This window comes from Buttiauxella sp. A111 (assembly GCF_014189855.1).
GTDB classification, from domain to species: domain Bacteria; phylum Pseudomonadota; class Gammaproteobacteria; order Enterobacterales; family Enterobacteriaceae; genus Buttiauxella; species Buttiauxella selenatireducens.
Genome location: NZ_BJFN01000001.1, coordinates 806,433 through 824,744, shown reverse-complemented (window position 1 = coordinate 824,744; position 18,312 = coordinate 806,433). Strand labels below are relative to the sequence as shown.

General features: G+C 51.0%; 16 protein-coding genes. All 16 read left to right on the top strand.

All coding sequences use genetic code 11. The features are described from left to right. Entirely contained in the window at positions 1-486 is a 486-nt protein-coding gene (gene wcaB, locus BSPA111_RS03760; RefSeq protein ID WP_183269848.1) for a colanic acid biosynthesis acetyltransferase WcaB, read from the top strand. Further along, complete coding sequence (locus BSPA111_RS03755) at positions 483-1,700, top strand: glycosyltransferase (protein WP_183269847.1); 1,218 nt, start codon at positions 483-485, stop codon at positions 1,698-1,700. The genes wcaB and BSPA111_RS03755 overlap by 4 nt, the downstream gene beginning before the upstream one ends. Next, a complete protein-coding gene (gene wcaD, locus BSPA111_RS03750; RefSeq protein ID WP_183269846.1) occupies positions 1,675-2,895 on the top strand; it encodes a colanic acid polymerase WcaD in 1,221 nt (406 codons plus the stop codon). Before BSPA111_RS03755 ends, wcaD begins: the two co-directional genes overlap by 26 nt. 10 nt (positions 2,896-2,905) lie before the next feature. Further along, the gene (gene wcaE / locus BSPA111_RS03745; RefSeq protein ID WP_183269845.1) at positions 2,906-3,658 is read left to right on the top strand and encodes a colanic acid biosynthesis glycosyltransferase WcaE; all 753 of its coding nucleotides are present in this window, start codon (positions 2,906-2,908) and stop codon (positions 3,656-3,658) included. A 67-nt stretch (positions 3,659-3,725) separates the two neighbouring features. Beyond that, the gene (wcaF, locus tag BSPA111_RS03740; RefSeq protein WP_183269844.1) at positions 3,726-4,265 is read left to right on the top strand and encodes a colanic acid biosynthesis acetyltransferase WcaF; all 540 of its coding nucleotides are present in this window, start codon (positions 3,726-3,728) and stop codon (positions 4,263-4,265) included. Between the two features lie 195 nt (positions 4,266-4,460). Continuing rightward, on the top strand, positions 4,461-5,582 hold the full coding sequence (gene gmd / locus BSPA111_RS03735) for a GDP-mannose 4,6-dehydratase (RefSeq protein ID WP_183269843.1): 1,122 nt from the start codon (positions 4,461-4,463) through the stop codon (positions 5,580-5,582). A gap of 2 nt (positions 5,583-5,584) precedes the next feature. After that, positions 5,585-6,550 carry a GDP-L-fucose synthase gene (locus BSPA111_RS03730; RefSeq protein ID WP_183269842.1) on the top strand — a complete coding sequence of 322 codons (966 nt, stop codon included), beginning with the start codon at positions 5,585-5,587 and terminating at the stop codon, positions 6,548-6,550. Positions 6,551-6,552: 2 nt separating this feature from the next. After that, complete coding sequence (locus BSPA111_RS03725) at positions 6,553-7,032, top strand: GDP-mannose mannosyl hydrolase (protein WP_183269841.1); 480 nt, start codon at positions 6,553-6,555, stop codon at positions 7,030-7,032. Further along, positions 7,029-8,249, top strand: a complete 1,221-nt coding sequence (gene wcaI, locus BSPA111_RS03720) for a colanic acid biosynthesis fucosyltransferase WcaI (protein WP_183269840.1) — start codon at positions 7,029-7,031, stop codon at positions 8,247-8,249. Before BSPA111_RS03725 ends, wcaI begins: the two co-directional genes overlap by 4 nt. Positions 8,250-8,251: 2 nt before the next feature. Beyond that, positions 8,252-9,691: a mannose-1-phosphate guanyltransferase gene (gene cpsB, locus BSPA111_RS03715; protein WP_183269839.1), complete on the top strand. Its 1,440-nt coding sequence runs from the start codon at positions 8,252-8,254 to the stop codon at positions 9,689-9,691. A 73-nt stretch (positions 9,692-9,764) separates the two neighbouring features. Then, entirely contained in the window at positions 9,765-11,138 is a 1,374-nt protein-coding gene (gene cpsG, locus BSPA111_RS03710) for a colanic acid biosynthesis phosphomannomutase CpsG (protein WP_183269838.1), read from the top strand. A gap of 124 nt (positions 11,139-11,262) precedes the next feature. Next, positions 11,263-12,657 carry an undecaprenyl-phosphate glucose phosphotransferase gene (wcaJ, locus tag BSPA111_RS03705; protein WP_183269837.1) on the top strand — a complete coding sequence of 465 codons (1,395 nt, stop codon included), beginning with the start codon at positions 11,263-11,265 and terminating at the stop codon, positions 12,655-12,657. An 11-nt stretch (positions 12,658-12,668) separates the two neighbouring features. Continuing rightward, positions 12,669-14,156, top strand: a complete 1,488-nt coding sequence (locus BSPA111_RS03700; protein ID WP_183269836.1) for an MOP flippase family protein — start codon at positions 12,669-12,671, stop codon at positions 14,154-14,156. Positions 14,157-14,327: 171 nt separating this feature from the next. Beyond that, on the top strand, positions 14,328-15,608 hold the full coding sequence (gene wcaK / locus BSPA111_RS03695) for a colanic acid biosynthesis pyruvyl transferase WcaK (protein WP_183269835.1): 1,281 nt from the start codon (positions 14,328-14,330) through the stop codon (positions 15,606-15,608). Beyond that, on the top strand, positions 15,605-16,825 hold the full coding sequence (gene wcaL / locus BSPA111_RS03690) for a colanic acid biosynthesis glycosyltransferase WcaL (protein ID WP_183269834.1): 1,221 nt from the start codon (positions 15,605-15,607) through the stop codon (positions 16,823-16,825). Before wcaK ends, wcaL begins: the two co-directional genes overlap by 4 nt. Before the next feature lie 29 nt (positions 16,826-16,854). Next, positions 16,855-18,282 carry a colanic acid biosynthesis protein WcaM gene (gene wcaM, locus BSPA111_RS03685; protein ID WP_183269833.1) on the top strand — a complete coding sequence of 476 codons (1,428 nt, stop codon included), beginning with the start codon at positions 16,855-16,857 and terminating at the stop codon, positions 18,280-18,282. The last annotated feature ends 30 nt before the right edge of the window (positions 18,283-18,312 follow it).

Sequence of the window (18,312 nt, the reverse complement as noted above, 5' to 3'; positions counted from 1 at the left end):
GTGCTTGAAGATCTTCGCGCAAACTCCTGGAGCTTACGACCTTGCTGCATGGTGCTGGCTTATCGCATCGCACATTTTTGCTCGGTGTGGCGAAAAAAAAGCGTCATCAACAATCTTTGGGCGGCTCCGATCATTCTGCTGTATCGCTTTTTCACCGAGTGCCTGTTTGGTTATGAAATCCAGGCAGGAGCAACGATTGGACGGCGTTTCACTATTCACCACGGTTATGCCGTGGTGATTAATAAATTTGTGGTCGCCGGGGATGATTTCACCATCCGTCATGGTGTCACCATCGGCAATCGCGGCAAAAGCCTCGCCTGTCCGGTTATCGGCAATGGCGTCGAACTGGGTGCCAACGTGGTGATTATTGGCGACATCACGCTCGGCAATAACGTCATCGTCGGAGCTGGCAGCGTGGTGCTGGATAACGTTCCCGATGATGCTCTGGTGGTGGGGCAGAAAGCGCAGATAAAGGTTCTGAAATGAATATTATGCAATTTAACGTTCGCCTTGCCGAAGGCGGTGCTGCGGGTGTGGCGCTCGATCTTCACCAACGCGCACAAGCGGCAGGTTTTAATTCACGTTTTATCTACGGGTACGGTAAATGGGGAAAGAAAAGCGCCAGTCACGATAAATTCTCTGGTGTTGAAAAACACACGCCGCGTTTGACGTCGATTGCCAACATTGTGTTATTTCGCTTTTTTAACCGCGACCCGTTCGGCAACCTGAATAATCTGTATCGCAAAGTGACGCGCGCCACAGGCCCGGTAGTGCTGCATTTCCATGTCGTTCACAGCTATTGGTTGAATCTTGAAGAAATGGTGACGTTTTGCCAGCGCGTGAAAGCGCATAAAGCGGATGTCACTTTTGTCTGGACGCTGCACGATCACTGGAGTATCACCGGACGCTGTGCGTTTCTCGATGGGTGTGATGGCTGGAAAACAGGCTGCCAGAAATGCCCTTCTTTGAATAACTACCCACCGGTGAAACGAGATCGCGCTCATCTGCTGGTGGATGCAAAGCGCCAGCTGTTCCGTGAAATGCTGGCGCTGGGTTGCCAGTTTATCTCCCCAAGCCAGCACGTGGCCGACGCCTTTAACCGAATTTATGGGGCAGGGCGCTGCAAAATTATTAATAACGGAATTGATGTCGCAACCGAGACGATCCTCGCGGAACTGCCTCTCACGCAAGCGGCGGGCGAAAAGCCAAAAGTGGCGATCGTTGCCCACGACCTGCGCTATGACGGCAAAACGAATCAACAACTTGTGCAGGCAATAATGGCACTGGGCGATGAAATCGAATTGCATACCTTCGGTAAATTCTCGCCATTTAACGGCCCGAACGTCGTGAACCACGGCTACATGACGGATAAAAAAGCGTTGATGAGCCAACTCAACCAGATGGACTCGCTGGTGTTTAGCTCACAGGTGGATAATTACCCGCTGATTTTGTGCGAAGCGCTGTCGATTGGCGTGCCGGTGATTGCCACTCAAAGTGACGCCGCAGATGAAGTGCTACAAAAAGTGGGCGGTAAAACCTTTAGCAATGCGCGGGTGCTTGAGTTGGTGAAAATGCCAAAAGAGCAGTTGGCGCAGCAGATGTTTGGCAAAGCGTTGCAGGCGTTCAAAAACGCCAATCGCCAGGCTTTCAGTGGACAACAGATGCTGGAGGAGTATGTCTCGTTCTATCAAAATCTGTAGTTATCTGCTGTTACCGTTCATCTATCTGGTGGTCAACGTCAAGTTGGCCTCACTCGGAGAAAGCTTCCCCGTTACGATAGTCACCTTCTTGCCCGCAATCCTCTTTTTGTACATCGAACGTATCAGTGTCAAAAAATTGATGATTGCGTTAGGCATTGGTGGGGGGCTGACGGCATTTAACTACATCTTTGGCCAATCCCTGAATGCCAGCAAATACGTTACCTCTACATTATTGTTTGTTTATATCGTGCTGATTCTGGCGATGACCTGGAGCTGCCGCTTCAAAACTATTTCACAGCATAATCACCGTAAAATTTTAAGGGTATTTTATTGTGTGGTGGGCATTATCGTGATGCTGGCCGCAGCCGAAATGGCACAGATTATTCTTACGGGCGGTAGTAGCCTGATTGAGAAGATTTCGAAGTTTCTTATATACAGTAATAGCTATGTTCTGAACTTTATTAGCTTTGGTGGTAAGCGAACGACTGCGCTCTATTTTGAACCCGCATTTTTTGCTCTGGCATTAATCTCAATTTGGCTCAGCATCAAACAGTTCGGTATCAAAACACCAAAAATTGATGTTATGATTCTGTCAGGGATAGTTCTTTCAGGATCGTTTTCAGGAGTAATGACATTTATTCTGTTTTATCTTCTTGAATGGGCATTTCAGTACCTTAATAAAAATGCCATCAAGAAGAAGTTGCCTCTGGCAATTATTTCTCTGTCCGTATTTTTAGTGGGGTTAGTATTCGCGTTTCCTTATATTGCTACACGCTTGGGTGATTTAGGAACCGAAGGTTCGTCATCGTATTATCGTATTATTGGCCCGTTAGCAATGGTCGGATATTCATTGAGCAATATCGATGGGGTAGTACGTTTCGGATCTTTATATGAATATGTTGCATCATTCGGAATCTTTAACGGTGCGGATGTCGGTAAAACAGTAGACAATGGTTTGTATCTTCTGATTATTTATTTTTCTTGGTTCGCTGTATTACTGACAATATGGTACATGTGGAAAGTCATTAAAATGATGCGCACGGCATTTGGCAATAATGAAAATTTCCGTGTGCAATTATGGCTTTTTACACCGCTGTCACTGTTTTTTACCGGCTCAATTTTTAGCCCTGAATATGCGTTCTTAATTGTGTGTCCATTTATTCTGCGTAAGGCACTCAATATTACCCGCAACTGAGGTTTATACAATGCTCTTAAGTGTCATCACTGTTGCTTATAAAAATCTCGCCGGAATTGAAAAAACCTGGCAGTCGCTGGCTCATTTAGCGAAGGCACCAGGCATCACATTTGAGTGGATTGTGGTTGATGGGGGTTCGCAAGACGGTACGGCAGAATTCCTGAAAAATATCAATGGGAAGTACAACTTACGCTATGTCAGTGAACGAGATAACGGCATCTATGATGCCATGAACAAAGGGATTGAAATGGCGCAGGGCCGTTATGCCTTGTTCCTCAATTCAGGTGATATTTTCCACCCGGAGATAGCAAACGTCGCACATCAGCTCGCTGTAATGTCCTTGACTGATAATGCGATGGTGATTGGTGATGCTTTATTAGATTTCGGTGACGGGACAAAAATAGCGCGCCGTGCAAAGCCCGGTTGGTATATTTACCACAGCTTACCGGCCAGCCATCAGGCAATATTTTTCCCGGTTTCTGGTTTGCGTAAACATCCTTACGATCTGCAATATAAAGTTTCATCTGATTATGCTTTGGCTGCGAAAATGTACAAAAGTGGTTACGCCTTTAAACGTATTAAAGGCCTGGTCTCTGAGTTTTCCATGGGCGGCGTGTCAACATCGAATAATGTTGAATTGTGTCATGATGCAAAAAATGTGCAACGTAAGATATTAGGCGTGCCTGGTTTTGTCGCGGAATTATCATTCAAATTTCGTTTACGTACCACCGGAAAAGCAAAAGCACTTTATAACAAGACATAAATTTTCGGCTGAGTCCGTAGATCGAATTCGCACAAGCGATATCCGATAAAATCCTCAAGAGGATAATATGCAGGAATTAAATGGCTTCTCGGTACCGAAAGGTTTCCGGGGTGGGAACCCTATTAAAGTACAACTGTGGTGGGCAGTGCAGGCAACATTATTTGCCTGGTCACCGCAAATATTCTATCGCTGGCGCGCATTCTTATTACGTTTATTTGGCGCACAAATTGGTAAAGGTGTTGTGATTCGCCCCTCGGTCAAAATTACATACCCATGGAAGTTAACGTTGGGTGATTATGCCTGGGTAGGGGATGACGCGGTGTTATATACGCTGGGTGATATTACCATTGGTGCCAATTCTGTGGTGTCACAAAAGTGTTATTTATGTACCGGCAGTCACGATTATATGAGCAAGCATTTTGATATTACCGCTTCACCGATTGTTATTGGCGAAAAATGCTGGCTGGCAACAGATGTATTTGTTTCACCTGGTGTGACGATAGGTAATGGCACCGTCGTCGGTGCCCGCAGCAGTATTTATAAATCATTACCGGCGAATGCCGTTTGTCGGGGAAATCCGGCGGTAGTGATTCGGGAGCGCGCATAGAACTTTCGCCCTCGCCCTCACCCTAGCCCTCTCCCCCAGGAGAGGGGATCGTACGGTGTTCTCACTCAGGAGAGGGGATCATATGGTTTTCTCCCTTCTCCCTCAGGGGAAGGGGATCGTATGGTTTTCCCCCTCTCCCTCAGGGAGAGGGCCGGGGTGAGGGTGGTACAAAAATGTTAACAGAGGAAAAACATTATGACTAAAGTAGCTCTCATCACGGGTGTTACCGGACAAGACGGTTCATATCTTGCGGAACTGCTGCTGGAAAAAGGTTACGAAGTTCATGGCATCAAACGTCGTGCTTCTTCATTCAATACTGAACGTGTTGATCATATTTATCAGGATCCGCATGCCAGCAATCCAAAATTCCATCTGCACTACGGTGATCTGACGGACAGCTCAAACCTGACCCGTATTCTTTCCGAAGTGCAGCCGGATGAAGTGTATAACCTGGGCGCCATGAGCCACGTCGCGGTTTCTTTTGAATCCCCGGAATACACCGCAGATGTTGATGCAATGGGAACGTTGCGTCTGCTGGAAGCGATTCGGTTCTTAGGATTAGAGAAGAAAACCCGTTTCTATCAGGCATCCACGTCCGAGCTTTACGGTCTGGTGCAGGAAACTCCGCAGAAAGAGACCACGCCTTTCTATCCGCGCTCCCCATATGCGGTTGCGAAACTTTACGCCTACTGGATCACCGTAAACTACCGCGAATCCTACGGCATGTACGCCTGTAACGGCATTCTGTTTAACCACGAATCCCCACGCCGTGGTGAAACCTTCGTGACCCGTAAAATCACCCGCGCTATCGCCAACATCTCTCAGGGCCTGGAAAAATGTCTGTACCTCGGCAACATGGACTCCCTGCGTGACTGGGGCCATGCCAAAGATTACGTGAAAATGCAGTGGATGATGTTGCAACAAGACACGCCAGAAGACTTCGTGATTGCTACCGGTGTGCAGTACTCCGTGCGCCAGTTCGTGGAAATGTCCGCCGCGCAACTCGGTATCAAACTGCGCTTTGAAGGCACCGGCGTTGATGAGAAAGGCATTGTTGTTTCCGTGACCGGCCATGATGCACCGGGCGTTAAACCAGGCGATGTGATTGTTTCTGTCGACCCGCGTTACTTCCGTCCTGCTGAAGTGGAAACCTTGCTGGGTGACCCAACCAAAGCACATGAAAAACTGGGCTGGAAACCAGAAATCACCCTCAGAGAAATGGTCGGCGAAATGGTCGCTAAAGACCTGGAAGCGGCGAAAAAACACTCGTTGCTCAAATCACACGGTTACGAGGTTGCCATCGCGCTGGAGTCTTGAGCATGAATAAACACCGTATCTTTGTTGCTGGCCATCGTGGGATGGTCGGCTCTGCCATTGTCCGTCAGCTTGAACAACGTGCTGACGTTGAGCTGGTGCTGCGTGGCCGTGATGAACTGAATCTGTTGGATGGTGCCGCGGTAAACGCTTTCTTTGCCGAACAGCGAATCGATCAGGTTTATCTGGCGGCGGCGAAAGTGGGCGGTATTGTTGCGAACAATACGTATCCTGCTGACTTCATCTACGAAAACATGATGATCGAGGCGAATATTATTCACAGTGCCCATACGCACAACGTGAATAAGTTGCTGTTCCTTGGTTCATCGTGCATTTATCCAAAGATGGCCAACCAGCCGATGGCGGAAAGCGAGCTGCTGCAAGGCACACTTGAAGCCACTAACGAACCGTATGCAATTGCCAAAATTGCTGGCATCAAACTGTGCGAGTCATACAACCGCCAGTTTGGTCGCGATTATCGTTCGGTGATGCCAACCAATTTGTATGGCCCGCACGATAACTTCCACCCGAGCAATTCACATGTGATCCCCGCTTTGCTGCGTCGTTTCCATGAAGCGACTGAGCAGAACTCTCCTGACGTCGTGGTGTGGGGGAGCGGTACGCCAATGCGTGAATTCCTGCACGTTGATGATATGGCGGCAGCCAGCATCCACATTATGGAGCTGGCGAGTGAAGTGTGGGCCGAAAATACCCAGCCCATGCTTTCACATATTAACGTCGGTACCGGGGTCGATTGCACCATCCGCGAGCTGGCGCAAACCCTCGCGAAAGTGACGGGCTACCGTGGGCGCGTGGTGTTCGATGCCACCAAACCGGACGGCACGCCGCGCAAACTGCTGGATGTGACGCGACTGCGCCGTCTGGGTTGGTATCCGGAGATCACACTCGAGCCGGGTCTTGCCAGCACTTACCAGTGGTTCCTCGAAAACCAGCAACGGTTCCGGGGGTAAGCATGTTCCTGAGTGCTGAAGACTTCGCAACGGTCGTGAGTTCCACACCGCTTATCTCCATCGACCTGATTGTTGAAAATCAGGACGGCGAGTTCTTGTTGGGGCAACGCACTCAGCGCCCGGCGCAGAACTTTTGGTTCGTGCCGGGTGGCCGGGTACAAAAAGATGAAACGCTGGAGCAGGCTTTTGCTCGCTTAACCGAAGCTGAACTGGGTAAGCGTTTCGTGATGGCCGACGGCGAGTTTTACGGCGTTTGGCAGCACTTCTATGACGACAACTTCTCCGGGACGGATTTCTCAACGCACTACGTGGTGCTGGGATTCCGCCTGCGTGTTGATGCGAGAGCGCTGCAATTGCCAACCGCGCAGCACAGTGCATATCGCTGGTTAACGTCAGAGTCGTTGTTAGCGCGTGACGATGTCCACGACAACAGTCGCGCTTACTTTCTCTCCGACAAGACAGAAAAGGTCATCGGGTTATGAAGATTCTGGTCTACGGCATTAACTATTCACCGGAACTAACCGGCATCGGTAAATACACCGGCGAAATGGTTGAGTGGATGACGCGCCAGGGCCATGAGGTGCGGGTGATCACCGCACCACCTTACTATCCGGTCTGGGAAGTGCATCCCGAATATTGCGCCTGGAAGTATAAAAAAGAAGTCGGCGCGGCCACCGTCTGGCGCTGCCCATTATATGTGCCAAAACAGCCGTCAACGCTAAAGCGCCTGATCCATCTCGGCAGCTTTGCACTGAGTTCATTCTTCCCGCTGCTGGCACAACGTCGCTGGAAGCCGGATCGCATTATTGGCGTAGTGCCTACGCTGTTTTGTGTACCAGGTATGCGCCTGCTCGCGAAACTCAGCGGCGCACGTACGTTGCTGCATATCCAGGATTACGAAGTGGACGCCATGCTCGGCCTGGGAATGGCAGGTAAAAAGCAGGGGAAAGTAGCCCGACTGGCTCAACGTTTTGAGCAAAGTGGTCTGCATAACGTCGATAACGTTTCGACCATTTCGCGTTCGATGATGAACAAAGCGGTGGAGAAGGGCGTGGATCAGCAAAAAGTGATCTTCTTCCCTAACTGGTCGGAAGTTGAACGTTTTCGCGGTATTTCCCACGAGGATGTTCTTGCGGTGCGCACCCGTTTACAACTGCCTGTTGATAAAAAAATCATTCTCTATTCCGGCAATATCGGGGAGAAGCAGGGGCTGGAAACCGTCATTGAGGTGGCTGCACGTTTCGCTCATCAGCCATGGTTATTTGTGATTGTCGGCCAGGGCGGTGGCAAAGCGCGCTTGCAAAAACAGGCGCAGGAGAAGGGTTTGCAAAACGTGGTGTTCCATCCGTTGCAGCCTTACGACGCACTGCCAGCGTTACTGCATCTCGCGGATTGCCACTTGGTTATTCAGCGTCGGGGTGCGGCAGATGCAGTGTTGCCTTCCAAGCTGACTAATATTCTTGCCGTGGGCGGCAATGCGGTGATTACCGCAGAACCGGAAACCGAGCTCGGCCAACTTTGCGAGGCATATTCCGGCATTGCCGTGTGCGTCGAACCTGAATCGGTTGATGCGCTAGCGGATGGCATCGAGCGCTGCCTGCAATTGCCGGTACTCAATACAGTGGCATGTGAATATGCCGAGCGCACGCTGGAAAAAGACAGCGTACTGAATCAATTTATTACTGACATTCGGGGTTAAAAATGAGCCAACTTTATCCGGTGATCATGGCTGGCGGGAACGGTAGCCGTTTATGGCCGTTGTCCCGCGTGCTTTACCCGAAACAGTTCCTGTGTCTGAAAGGGGAACTGACCATGCTGCAAACCACCATTAGCCGTTTGAACGGTGTGGCGTGCGAAAGCCCGGTGGTGATTTGCAACGAAGAACATCGTTTTATCGTGGCTGAACAGCTACGTGAGCTAAACAAGCTGACGGAAAATATCGTTCTGGAACCAGCAGGCCGTAACACGGCCCCCGCTATTGCGCTGGCAGCCCTCGCGGCATTACGCAATCAGCCGGAACACGATCCGCTGATGCTGATCCTCGCGGCCGATCATGTGATTCAAAACGAAGAGGCATTTCGCGAAGCGGTTCGCAGCGCGCTGCCGTTTGCCGAAGCGGGGAAACTGGTGACGTTTGGTATCGTTCCTGACCTGCCGGAAACCGGTTATGGCTATATTCGCCGTGGGGAAGTCGCCAATCCCAATACGCCTGATGTCGATGCCGTTGCGTTTAGTGTCGCGCAGTTCGTGGAAAAACCAGATTTATCAACCGCACAGGCGTACGTCGCCAGCGGTGAGTATTACTGGAACAGCGGCATGTTCCTGTTCCGCGCCGGGCGCTACCTTGAAGAACTGAAAAAATTCCGCCCGGATATTCTCAGTGCCTGTGAAAAAGCGATGGCAAACGTAGACCCGGACCTGGATTTTGTCCGCGTGGACGAAGCGGCCTTCCTGAGTTGCCCGGATGAGTCTATCGACTATGCCGTGATGGAGAAAACCGCTGATGCCGTCGTCGTGCCGATGGATGCAGGCTGGAGCGACGTGGGTTCGTGGTCATCGCTGTGGGAAATCAGCACCAAAAACCCACAGGGCAATGTGCATCACGGCGATGTGATCAGCCACGATACTGAAAACAGCTATATCTATGCGGAGTCGGGGCTTGTCACCACCGTTGGCGTGAAAGATCTCGTCGTCGTGCAGACTAAAGATGCGGTACTGATTGCCGACCGCGACCACGTGCAAAGCGTGAAAAAAGTGGTTGAGCAAATCAAGTTTGATGGTCGTCACGAACACCACAACCATCGCGAAGTGTATCGCCCGTGGGGAAAATACGACTCCATCGATGAAGGCGAGCGCTACCAGGTGAAACGCATTACCGTCAAGCCAGGCGAAGGGTTGTCTTTGCAGATGCATCACCACCGTGCTGAGCACTGGATTGTGGTGGCGGGCACCGCAAAAGTCACGCTGGGTGAAGAGACAAAATTGCTGGGCGAGAACGAGTCCATCTACATTCCTCTGGGCGTGACGCATTGCCTGGAAAACCCCGGAAAAATCCCGCTCGATCTGATTGAAGTGCGTTCCGGCACTTACCTCGCAGAAGACGATATCGTTCGTTTCGAAGACCGTTACGGGCGTATCTAACCCCATCACAATTTAATCATTCCCGCAGCCCGCGAGCCTGCGGGTTGGGTAACTGTTGCCCGAAGGAGTGGATATGACACAGAAATTAACCTGTTTTAAAGCCTATGACATCCGTGGTCGCCTGGGCGAAGAGCTGAACGAAGAGATAGCCGAACGTATTGGCCGCGCCTATGGCGAGTACCTGAAACCAAAGACCATTGTGCTGGGCGGTGATGTACGCCTGACCAGTGAAACGCTGAAGCTGGCGCTGGCAAAAGGATTGCAGGATGCGGGTGTGGACGTGCTGGATATCGGCCTGTCCGGCACCGAAGAGATCTATTTCGCTACCTGGCATCTGGGCGTGGACGGTGGCATTGAAGTGACTGCCAGCCATAACCCGATGGACTACAACGGTATGAAACTGGTGCGCGAAGGGGCGCGCCCCATCAGTGGTGACACCGGCCTGCGCGATGTGCAGCGTCTGGCGGAAGCCAATGACTTCCAGCCCGTTGATGTAACTAAACGTGGTCGCTACCAGAAGATTTCCGTGGTTGAGGCTTACATTGACCACCTGTTCTCGTACATCAATGTCAACAATATCAAGCCGCTGAAGCTGGTGATTAACTCCGGTAACGGCGCGGCGGGCCCGATTATTGATGCCATCGAAGCACGCTTTAAGGCACTCAACGTGCCGCTGACGTTTATCAAAGTCCATAACACCCCGGACGGACATTTCCCGAACGGTATCCCGAATCCACTGCTGCCGGAATGCCGCGCCGACACTCGCAACGCGGTGATTGAACACGGCGCGGACATGGGGATTGCCTTTGACGGCGATTTTGACCGCTGCTTCCTGTTCGATGAGCACGGGCAGTTTATCGAGGGTTACTACATCGTTGGCCTGCTGGCAGCGGCGTTCCTCGAAAAACAGCCGGGGGCGAAGATTATTCATGATCCGCGTCTGTCGTGGAACACGGTGGATATCGTGGAGCGCGCAGGCGGTACGCCAGTGATGTCAAAAACCGGTCACGCTTTTATCAAAGAGCGTATGCGCCAGGAAGATGCGATTTACGGCGGCGAAATGAGTGCCCATCACTATTTCCGTGATTTTGCTTACTGCGACAGCGGGATGATCCCGTGGCTGCTGGTGACGGAGCTGTTGTGCCTGAAAGGGAAAACCCTGGGTGAGCTGGTGCACAACCGTATGGCGGCGTGGCCGGCGAGTGGGGAAATCAACAGCAAGCTGGCGGACCCGAAAGTAGCCATCGCTCGGGTGCAGCAGCATTTTGCGCCGCATGCTACAGAGGTGGACCACACCGACGGCGTGAGCATGGCGTTTGCGGACTGGCGCTTTAACCTGCGTAGCTCCAACACCGAGCCGGTGGTGCGCCTGAACGTGGAATCTAAGCGCAATGAACAACTGATGCAGGCGCGAACACAAGAAATTATGGAACTGTTGAATCAGTGATTTGATTGTCACAGGTCGCCCTCACCCTAACCCTCTCCCCCAGGAGAGGGGATTGACGGTTTTCTCCCTCTCCCTCGAGGGAGAGGGCCGGGGTGAGGGGCAAATAGTGAATAAAGGTAAAACGATGACAAACCTAAAAAAGCGCGAGCTACCAAAAACGAACGCATCGTTAATCTCTATGGTGCAACGTTTTTCTGACATCACCATTATGTTTGTTGGGTTATGGATTGTGTGTCAGGTCAACGCGTTACCGTTTTTGTACATGCATTTACTGATGGCCTTACTGGCCCTTGTGGTTTTCCAGATGATTGGCGGCATGACCGATTTTTACCGTTCATGGCGCGGGGTGAAGATTTCCAGCGAACTGATGTTGTTGCTGCAAAACTGGACATTGAGCCTGATTTTTAGTGCCGGTTTACTGGCCTTTAATCCTGATTTTGACGGGTCTTTCTGGGTCTATCTCGCCTGGTATGTGTTAACCAGTTTCGGCATGATGTTCTGTCGCTCGTTTATCCGCCTGGGCGCCGGTTGGTTGCGCAATATGGGGTACAACACGCGCCGCATTGCAATCGCAGGTTCGATGCCCGTGGGCTATGCGCTTGCCGAGAGTTTCCGCAACGAGCCGTGGTTGGGATTTGATGTCACCGGTGTGTATGACGACCAACAGCCGGAATCACCCCATGGCGATTATGCGGGCTGTTTCGCAGATTTGGTGGAACAAGCGCGGGCAGGCCGCATCGATAATATCTATATCGCGATGACCATGAGCGAAGAAGCGCGGATTAAATCACTGGTGCGTGAACTGACCGATACCACCTGCTCAGTGCTGCTGATCCCGGATGTTTTCACCTTCAATATTCTTAACGCCCGCACCGAAGAAGTGAACGGTGTCCCGGTTGTGCCTCTTTTTGAAACCCCGTTAAACGGCATTAACCGTGTTCTGAAACGTCTCGAAGATATTGTGCTTGCTTCGCTGATCCTGCTGTTTATTTCGCCGGTGCTGTTGTGTATCAGCGCGGCGGTGAAACTGACCTCTCCTGGCCCCGTTATCTTCCGCCAGACGCGCTACGGCATGGACGGGAAGCCGATCAAAGTGTGGAAATTCCGCTCTATGAAAGTGATGGAAAATGACGCGGTCGTCACTCAGGCCACCAAAGGTGATAAGCGCATTACGCCAGTCGGTAACTTCTTGCGTCGTACCTCTCTGGATGAATTGCCGCAATTTATCAATGTGCTGATGGGCGAGATGTCGATTGTCGGGCCGCGCCCGCATGCAGTGGCGCATAACGAGCAATATCGATCGCTGATTGAAGGCTACATGCTGCGCCATAAAGTGAAACCGGGCATCACGGGCTGGGCGCAAATCAACGGCTGGCGCGGTGAAACTGACACGCTGGAGAAAATGGAAAAGCGTGTTGAGTTTGATCTGGAATACATCCGCGAATGGAGCCTGTGGTTTGACATCAAAATTGTCTTTCTGACCATTTTCAAAGGCTTTGTTAACAAAGCCGCCTATTGAGTGAATCCACAATGAGTCTGAGAGAAAAAACCATCAGCGGTGCCAAATGGTCTGCCATCGCCACGGTGATTATTATTAGCCTTGGCCTGGTGCAGATGACTGTGCTGGCACGGATTGTCGACAATCACGAGTTTGGCCTGCTGACGGTTTCGCTTGTGATCATCGCGCTGGCCGATACGTTGTCAGATTTTGGCATTGCCAACTCGATTATCCAGCGCAAAGAGATAAGCCACCTCGAGCTAACCACGTTGTATTGGCTGAATGTCGGTCTTGGGCTTGCGGTTTTCGCGGTGGTGTTTTTACTCAGCGATGTTATCGCTTCGGTACTGAATACCGCAGCACTTGCACCGCTGATTAAAACACTGTCGTTCGCTTTTATCGTTATCCCACACGGGCAGCAGTTCCGCGCGCTAATGCAAAAGGAAATGGAGTTTTCAACGATTGGCTCGATTGAAACGGTATCAGTGTTGGCGGGCTTTACCGTGACGGTTGGGGCGGCGATGGTATACCCGTTCGCCATGACGGCGATCATCGGTTATCTGGTTAACACCGTGGTTCGCACCTCGCTGTTTGGTTTCTTTGGCCGCAAGATTTATCGCCCTGGCCTGCACTTTTCACTGAAATCTGTCAGCTCGAATCTGAAGTTTGGTGCATGGCTAACGGCTGACAGCATGATCAATTATGTGAATACCAATCTCTCAACGTTAGTGCTGGCGCGAATTCTTGGTGCCAGCATCGCTGGGGGCTACAACCTCGCCTATAACGTGGCGGTGGTACCACCGATGAAGCTGAATCCGATTATCACCCGCGTGCTGTTTCCTGCTTTTGCCAAGATTCAGGACGATACCGACAAGTTACGTATCAACTTCTACAAATTTCTGTCGATTGTCGGGATTATTAACTTCCCGGCGCTGCTCGGCCTGCTGGTGGTTTCGAATAATTTTGTGCCGCTGGTGTTTGGTGAGAAATGGCAGTTTATTACGCCGATCCTGCAATTGCTGTGTGTGGTTGGCCTGTTGCGCTCCATTGGTAACCCGATTGGATCGCTGTTGATGGCAAAAGCACGTGTCGATATCAGCTTTAAATTCAATGTATTCAAAACCTGCTTGTTTATCCCGGCGATTATTATCGGCGGCCATATGGCGGGTGCGCTGGGCGTCACGCAGGGTTTCTTGTTGGTGCAGGTAGTGAACACCGTACTGAGCTATTTCGTGATGATTAGGCCGGTGCTCGGCGCAAGCTTCCGCCAGTACATTCAAAGTATCTGGCTGCCGTTTTACCTTTCTATTCCAACCATTGTGATCAGTGGCTCGCTGGGCTTTGCCCTGAAAGGGCAGCTCTCGCTCGGCTTGTTGTTGGGCGTACAAATTGCGGCTGGAGCATTGGCCTTTATCGGGATGCTGGCGCTTTCGCGCAATGCGCTAGTGGTAGAGATGAAACGCCAGTTTATTCGAACGCCCCCTCACCCTAACCCTCTCCCTCAAGGGAGAGGGGACTGACCGTTTTCTCCCTCGCCTGAGAGAGAGGGGACTGAACGGTTTTCTCCTTCTCCTGAGGGAGAGGGGACTGATCGGTTTTTTCCTTCTCCTGAGGGAGGGCATTAATCGGTTTTCTCCCTCTCCTGGGGGAGAGGGCAGGGGTGAGGGCATACATTAAAGAACGAGGTCTGTATGAAATTATTGATTCTTGGCAACCACACGTGCGGCAACCGTGGTGATAGCGCCATTTTGCGCGGACTGATTGATGCGATTACTACCATTGATGACACCGTGCAGGTTGATGTGATGAGCCGCTATCCGGTGAGTTCCGCGTGGCTGTTGGGTCGCCCGGTTCTGGGTGACACCCTGTATAAGCAGATGAAGCAACATAACAATGCGGTTGGGTTGATGGGGCGGGTTAAAAAAGTTCTGCGCCGCAAGTATCAGCACCAGGTTTTGCTGGCGAAAGCCACTGATAACGGGCGGCTGCGTAATATTTCCATCCCACAAGGATTTATCGATTTCGTCAAGTCGCTGCAAACTTATGACGCGATTATTCAGGTCGGCGGTTCGTTTTTTGTCGATTTATACGGTGTTTCGCAGTTTGAACATGCGCTGTGCAGCTTTATGGCGAAAAAGCCGGTTTACATGATTGGCCACAGCGTAGGGCCGTTCCAGGATCCGCAGTTTAATCACCTGGCAAGCTATGTATTCGGCAATACGGAGTCGCTGATTTTGCGTGAATCCGTCAGCCTCGATTTGATGAAAAGAAGCAATATTGATTGCAGCAAAGTGGAGCAGGGTGTGGATACGGCCTGGCTTGTAGAACATCACAACGACAGCTTCGTGCCGAGCTACGCCGTGCAGCATTGGTTCAATACCATCAAACGCAAGAAAACGGTGGCGATTACGTTGCGTGAGCTGGCGCCTTTTGATAAGCGCCTGGGCACCACTCAGCAAGCCTATGAGCAGGCATTTGCCTCCGTGGTGAACCGCATTATTGAACAGGGTTATCAGGTGCTGGCACTTTCGACCTGTACGGGCATCGACAGCTACAACAAAGATGACCGAATGGTGGCGCTGAATCTTCGCCAGTACATCAATAACCCCGAGGAATACCACGTGGTGATGGATGAGCTTAATGACCTTGAAATGGGCAAAATTCTCGGGGAGTGCGAGCTGACAGTCGGCACGCGCCTGCATTCAGCCATTATTTCCATGAACTTTGGTACGCCTGCCATTGCTATCAATTATGAACACAAATCCGCGGGCATCATGCAGCAGCTTGGCATGCCGGAAATGGCAATTGAAATCCGCCAGCTTCTGAATGGTTCACTTCAGAGCGTGGTGGCCGACGTCTTAGGGCAACTACCGGCAATCAATGAACGCCTCGCTTACGCGGTACGTGCTGAACGTGCCGATGGTCGGCGCATGGTGGAGTCAGTTCTGGCGCGGGTGAAGGGGGCTAAATGAAAGTCGGCTTCTTCTTGCTTAAATTCCCTGTGGCATCCGAAACCTTCGTGCTCAACCAGATCGTTGCATTTATTGATATGGGTTATGAGGTGGAAATCGTCGCTATCCAGAAGGGGGATTTGACCCATACCCACTCGGCATTCAAAGAGTACAAGCTTGCGGAAAAAACCACCTGGCTGATGGATGAACCCGCAGGCAAGGCGGCAAAACTGCAATCCCGAGCGCTGAACACGCTGCGTGGTGCGCTGCGTCCACGAACCTGGAAGGCGTTGAATGCGAAACGCTATGGCGAGGAAGCTCGCAATTTAATTCTCTCCTCCATTTGTGGCCGCAACCCTCAGCCTGTGCAGGCTGATGTCTTTATTGCTCATTTCGGCCCTGCCGGAGTGACGGCGGCAAAATTACGCGAGCTTGGCTTGCTGACAGGCAAAATTGCCACGGTATTCCATGGGATTGATATTTCAGGACGTGATGCGCTGGCGCACTACACCCCTGAATATCAAAAGCTCTTTGCCCGTGGTGATTTGATGCTGCCGATAAGCGAATTGTGGGCAGGACGCTTACAAAAGATGGGCTGTCCGGCCAACAAAATTACCGTCTCGCGCATGGGCGTGGATATGGAGCGGTTTTCGCAACGCGCCGTTAAAAAGCCGGCGAAAACGCTGGAGATTATCTCGGTGGCTCGGTTGACCGAGAAGAAAGGATTGCATGTGGCGATTGATGCCTGCGCGTTGTTAAAAGAGCGAGGCGTGAGTTTTCGTTACAACATCCTTGGTATTGGTCCATGGGAAACGCGGCTGCGCACGCTTATCGAACAAAATCAACTTGATGATGTGGTGTTTATGCCGGGCTTTAAGCCGAATCACGAGGTAAAAGCGATGCTTGATGAGGCTGATTTGTTCCTACTGCCATCGGTCACGGGCGTTGACGGCGATATGGAAGGGATCCCTGTGGCCCTGATGGAAGCGATGGCGGTCGGTATTCCGGTTCTGTCTACCGTGCATAGCGGTATCCCCGAGTTAATCGATTCGGGACGTTCTGGCTGGTTGGTGCCCGAAAACGATGCGGGAGCGCTCGCCGATAGCTTACAGGACTTCGGCCATATCGATGAAAGTGAACTCAAACCCATGTTGCAACTGGCGCGTGAAAAAGTTGAAACCGAGTTCAATCAGCACGTTATCTATCAGCAGTTAGCACGTCAGCTACAGACGCTGTAAACCCATTTAGTGAAGCTTCACGGGGATGTATGCGCAAAAAATTTGAATTGACCAACCCTTCATTTTCCTCCACCCGTCGCAAGTTACTCAAAGCCAGCTCTGTTCTGGCTGCGGTTCCCTTCATCTTGCCCCGTAGTGTGTTAGCTGGGGCAGGCAAAAGCGAGGTTAGTGTCCAGAAATTCTATAGCGGTGACTGGATTGCCGCCTTCAAACAAGCTTTCTCAGCCGCTGATGTCGTGTCTGTTCCTGCCGATTTAGTCTGTGACAACATCAATACCGCCATTTTTATGCCACAAGGTAAAACCTTACAGGTTGCTGGTGGCTTAAAAGGAAATGGTAAAGGGCGTTTTGTGATGCAGGACGGCTGCCAGATTTTGGGGGAAAAGGGAGGGCGGTTTCACAATGTCATCCTTGATGTGCGGGGCTCAGACTGCACTATCAAAGGTATTGATATGAGCGGTTTTGTGCCGGTGAGTCAAATCTACATCGGCGGAAAAGATAAGCGCACTATGCGTAACCTGGTGATTGATAACATTAGGGTGCACGATGCGAACTATGCCATTTTGCGGCAAGGGTTCCACAATCGCATGGAGAACGTCAGGATAACCAATGGTCACTTTAGCCGTTTGCAGGGTGATGCTATTGAATGGAATGTGGCGATAAACGATCACGACTTGCTTATCTCCGACCATGTGATTGAAAACATTGATTGCACCAATGGAAAGGTCAACTGGGGGATCGGTATTGGGCTTGCGGGAAGTACCTATAACAATGACTATCCCGAAGATCAGGCTGTTAAAAATTTTGTTGTTGCCAATATTACCGGCAGCAACTGCCGCCAGTTGGTCCATGTCGAAAACGGCAAACACTTTATCATTCGCAATATAAAGGCGCGGAATATCAATCACACGTTTAGTAAGAACGCGGGGATCGATAACGCGACAGTCGCAATTTATGGGTGTGATAACTTCGTCATTGATAATGTTGATATGGTCGACAGTGCGGGATTTCTGATCGGTTATGGTGTTATCAAAGGTAAGTATCTGTCTATTCCACAAAATTTTAAGCTAAACGACATTGCGCTGGATAACACCCAAATGCCTTTTAAGAGTCGGGGTATCCAGATTTCGTCAGGCAATGCGACCTCCTTTGTGGCAATCACCAATGTGGCGATGAAAAGAGCAACGCTTGAGCTGCATAACAAACCGCAACACTTGTTTCTGAGAAACGTCGACGTGATGCAGTATTCTGATGTGGGACCCGCGTTGAAGCTAAACTTTGACCTGCGCAAAGATGTGCGTGGCCGTTTTATGGCCAAAGACGACACGTTGCTTTCGCTTGCCAATGTGCGGGCTGTGAACGAAAAAGGGCACAGCTCGGTAGACATCGACAGGGTGGATCAGCAGCATGTGAATACCCATGGGTTGAATTTTGCTCTACCAATGGTTAATAAATAAATGGTCAAGTCACTTTGCGATTTATCTGAG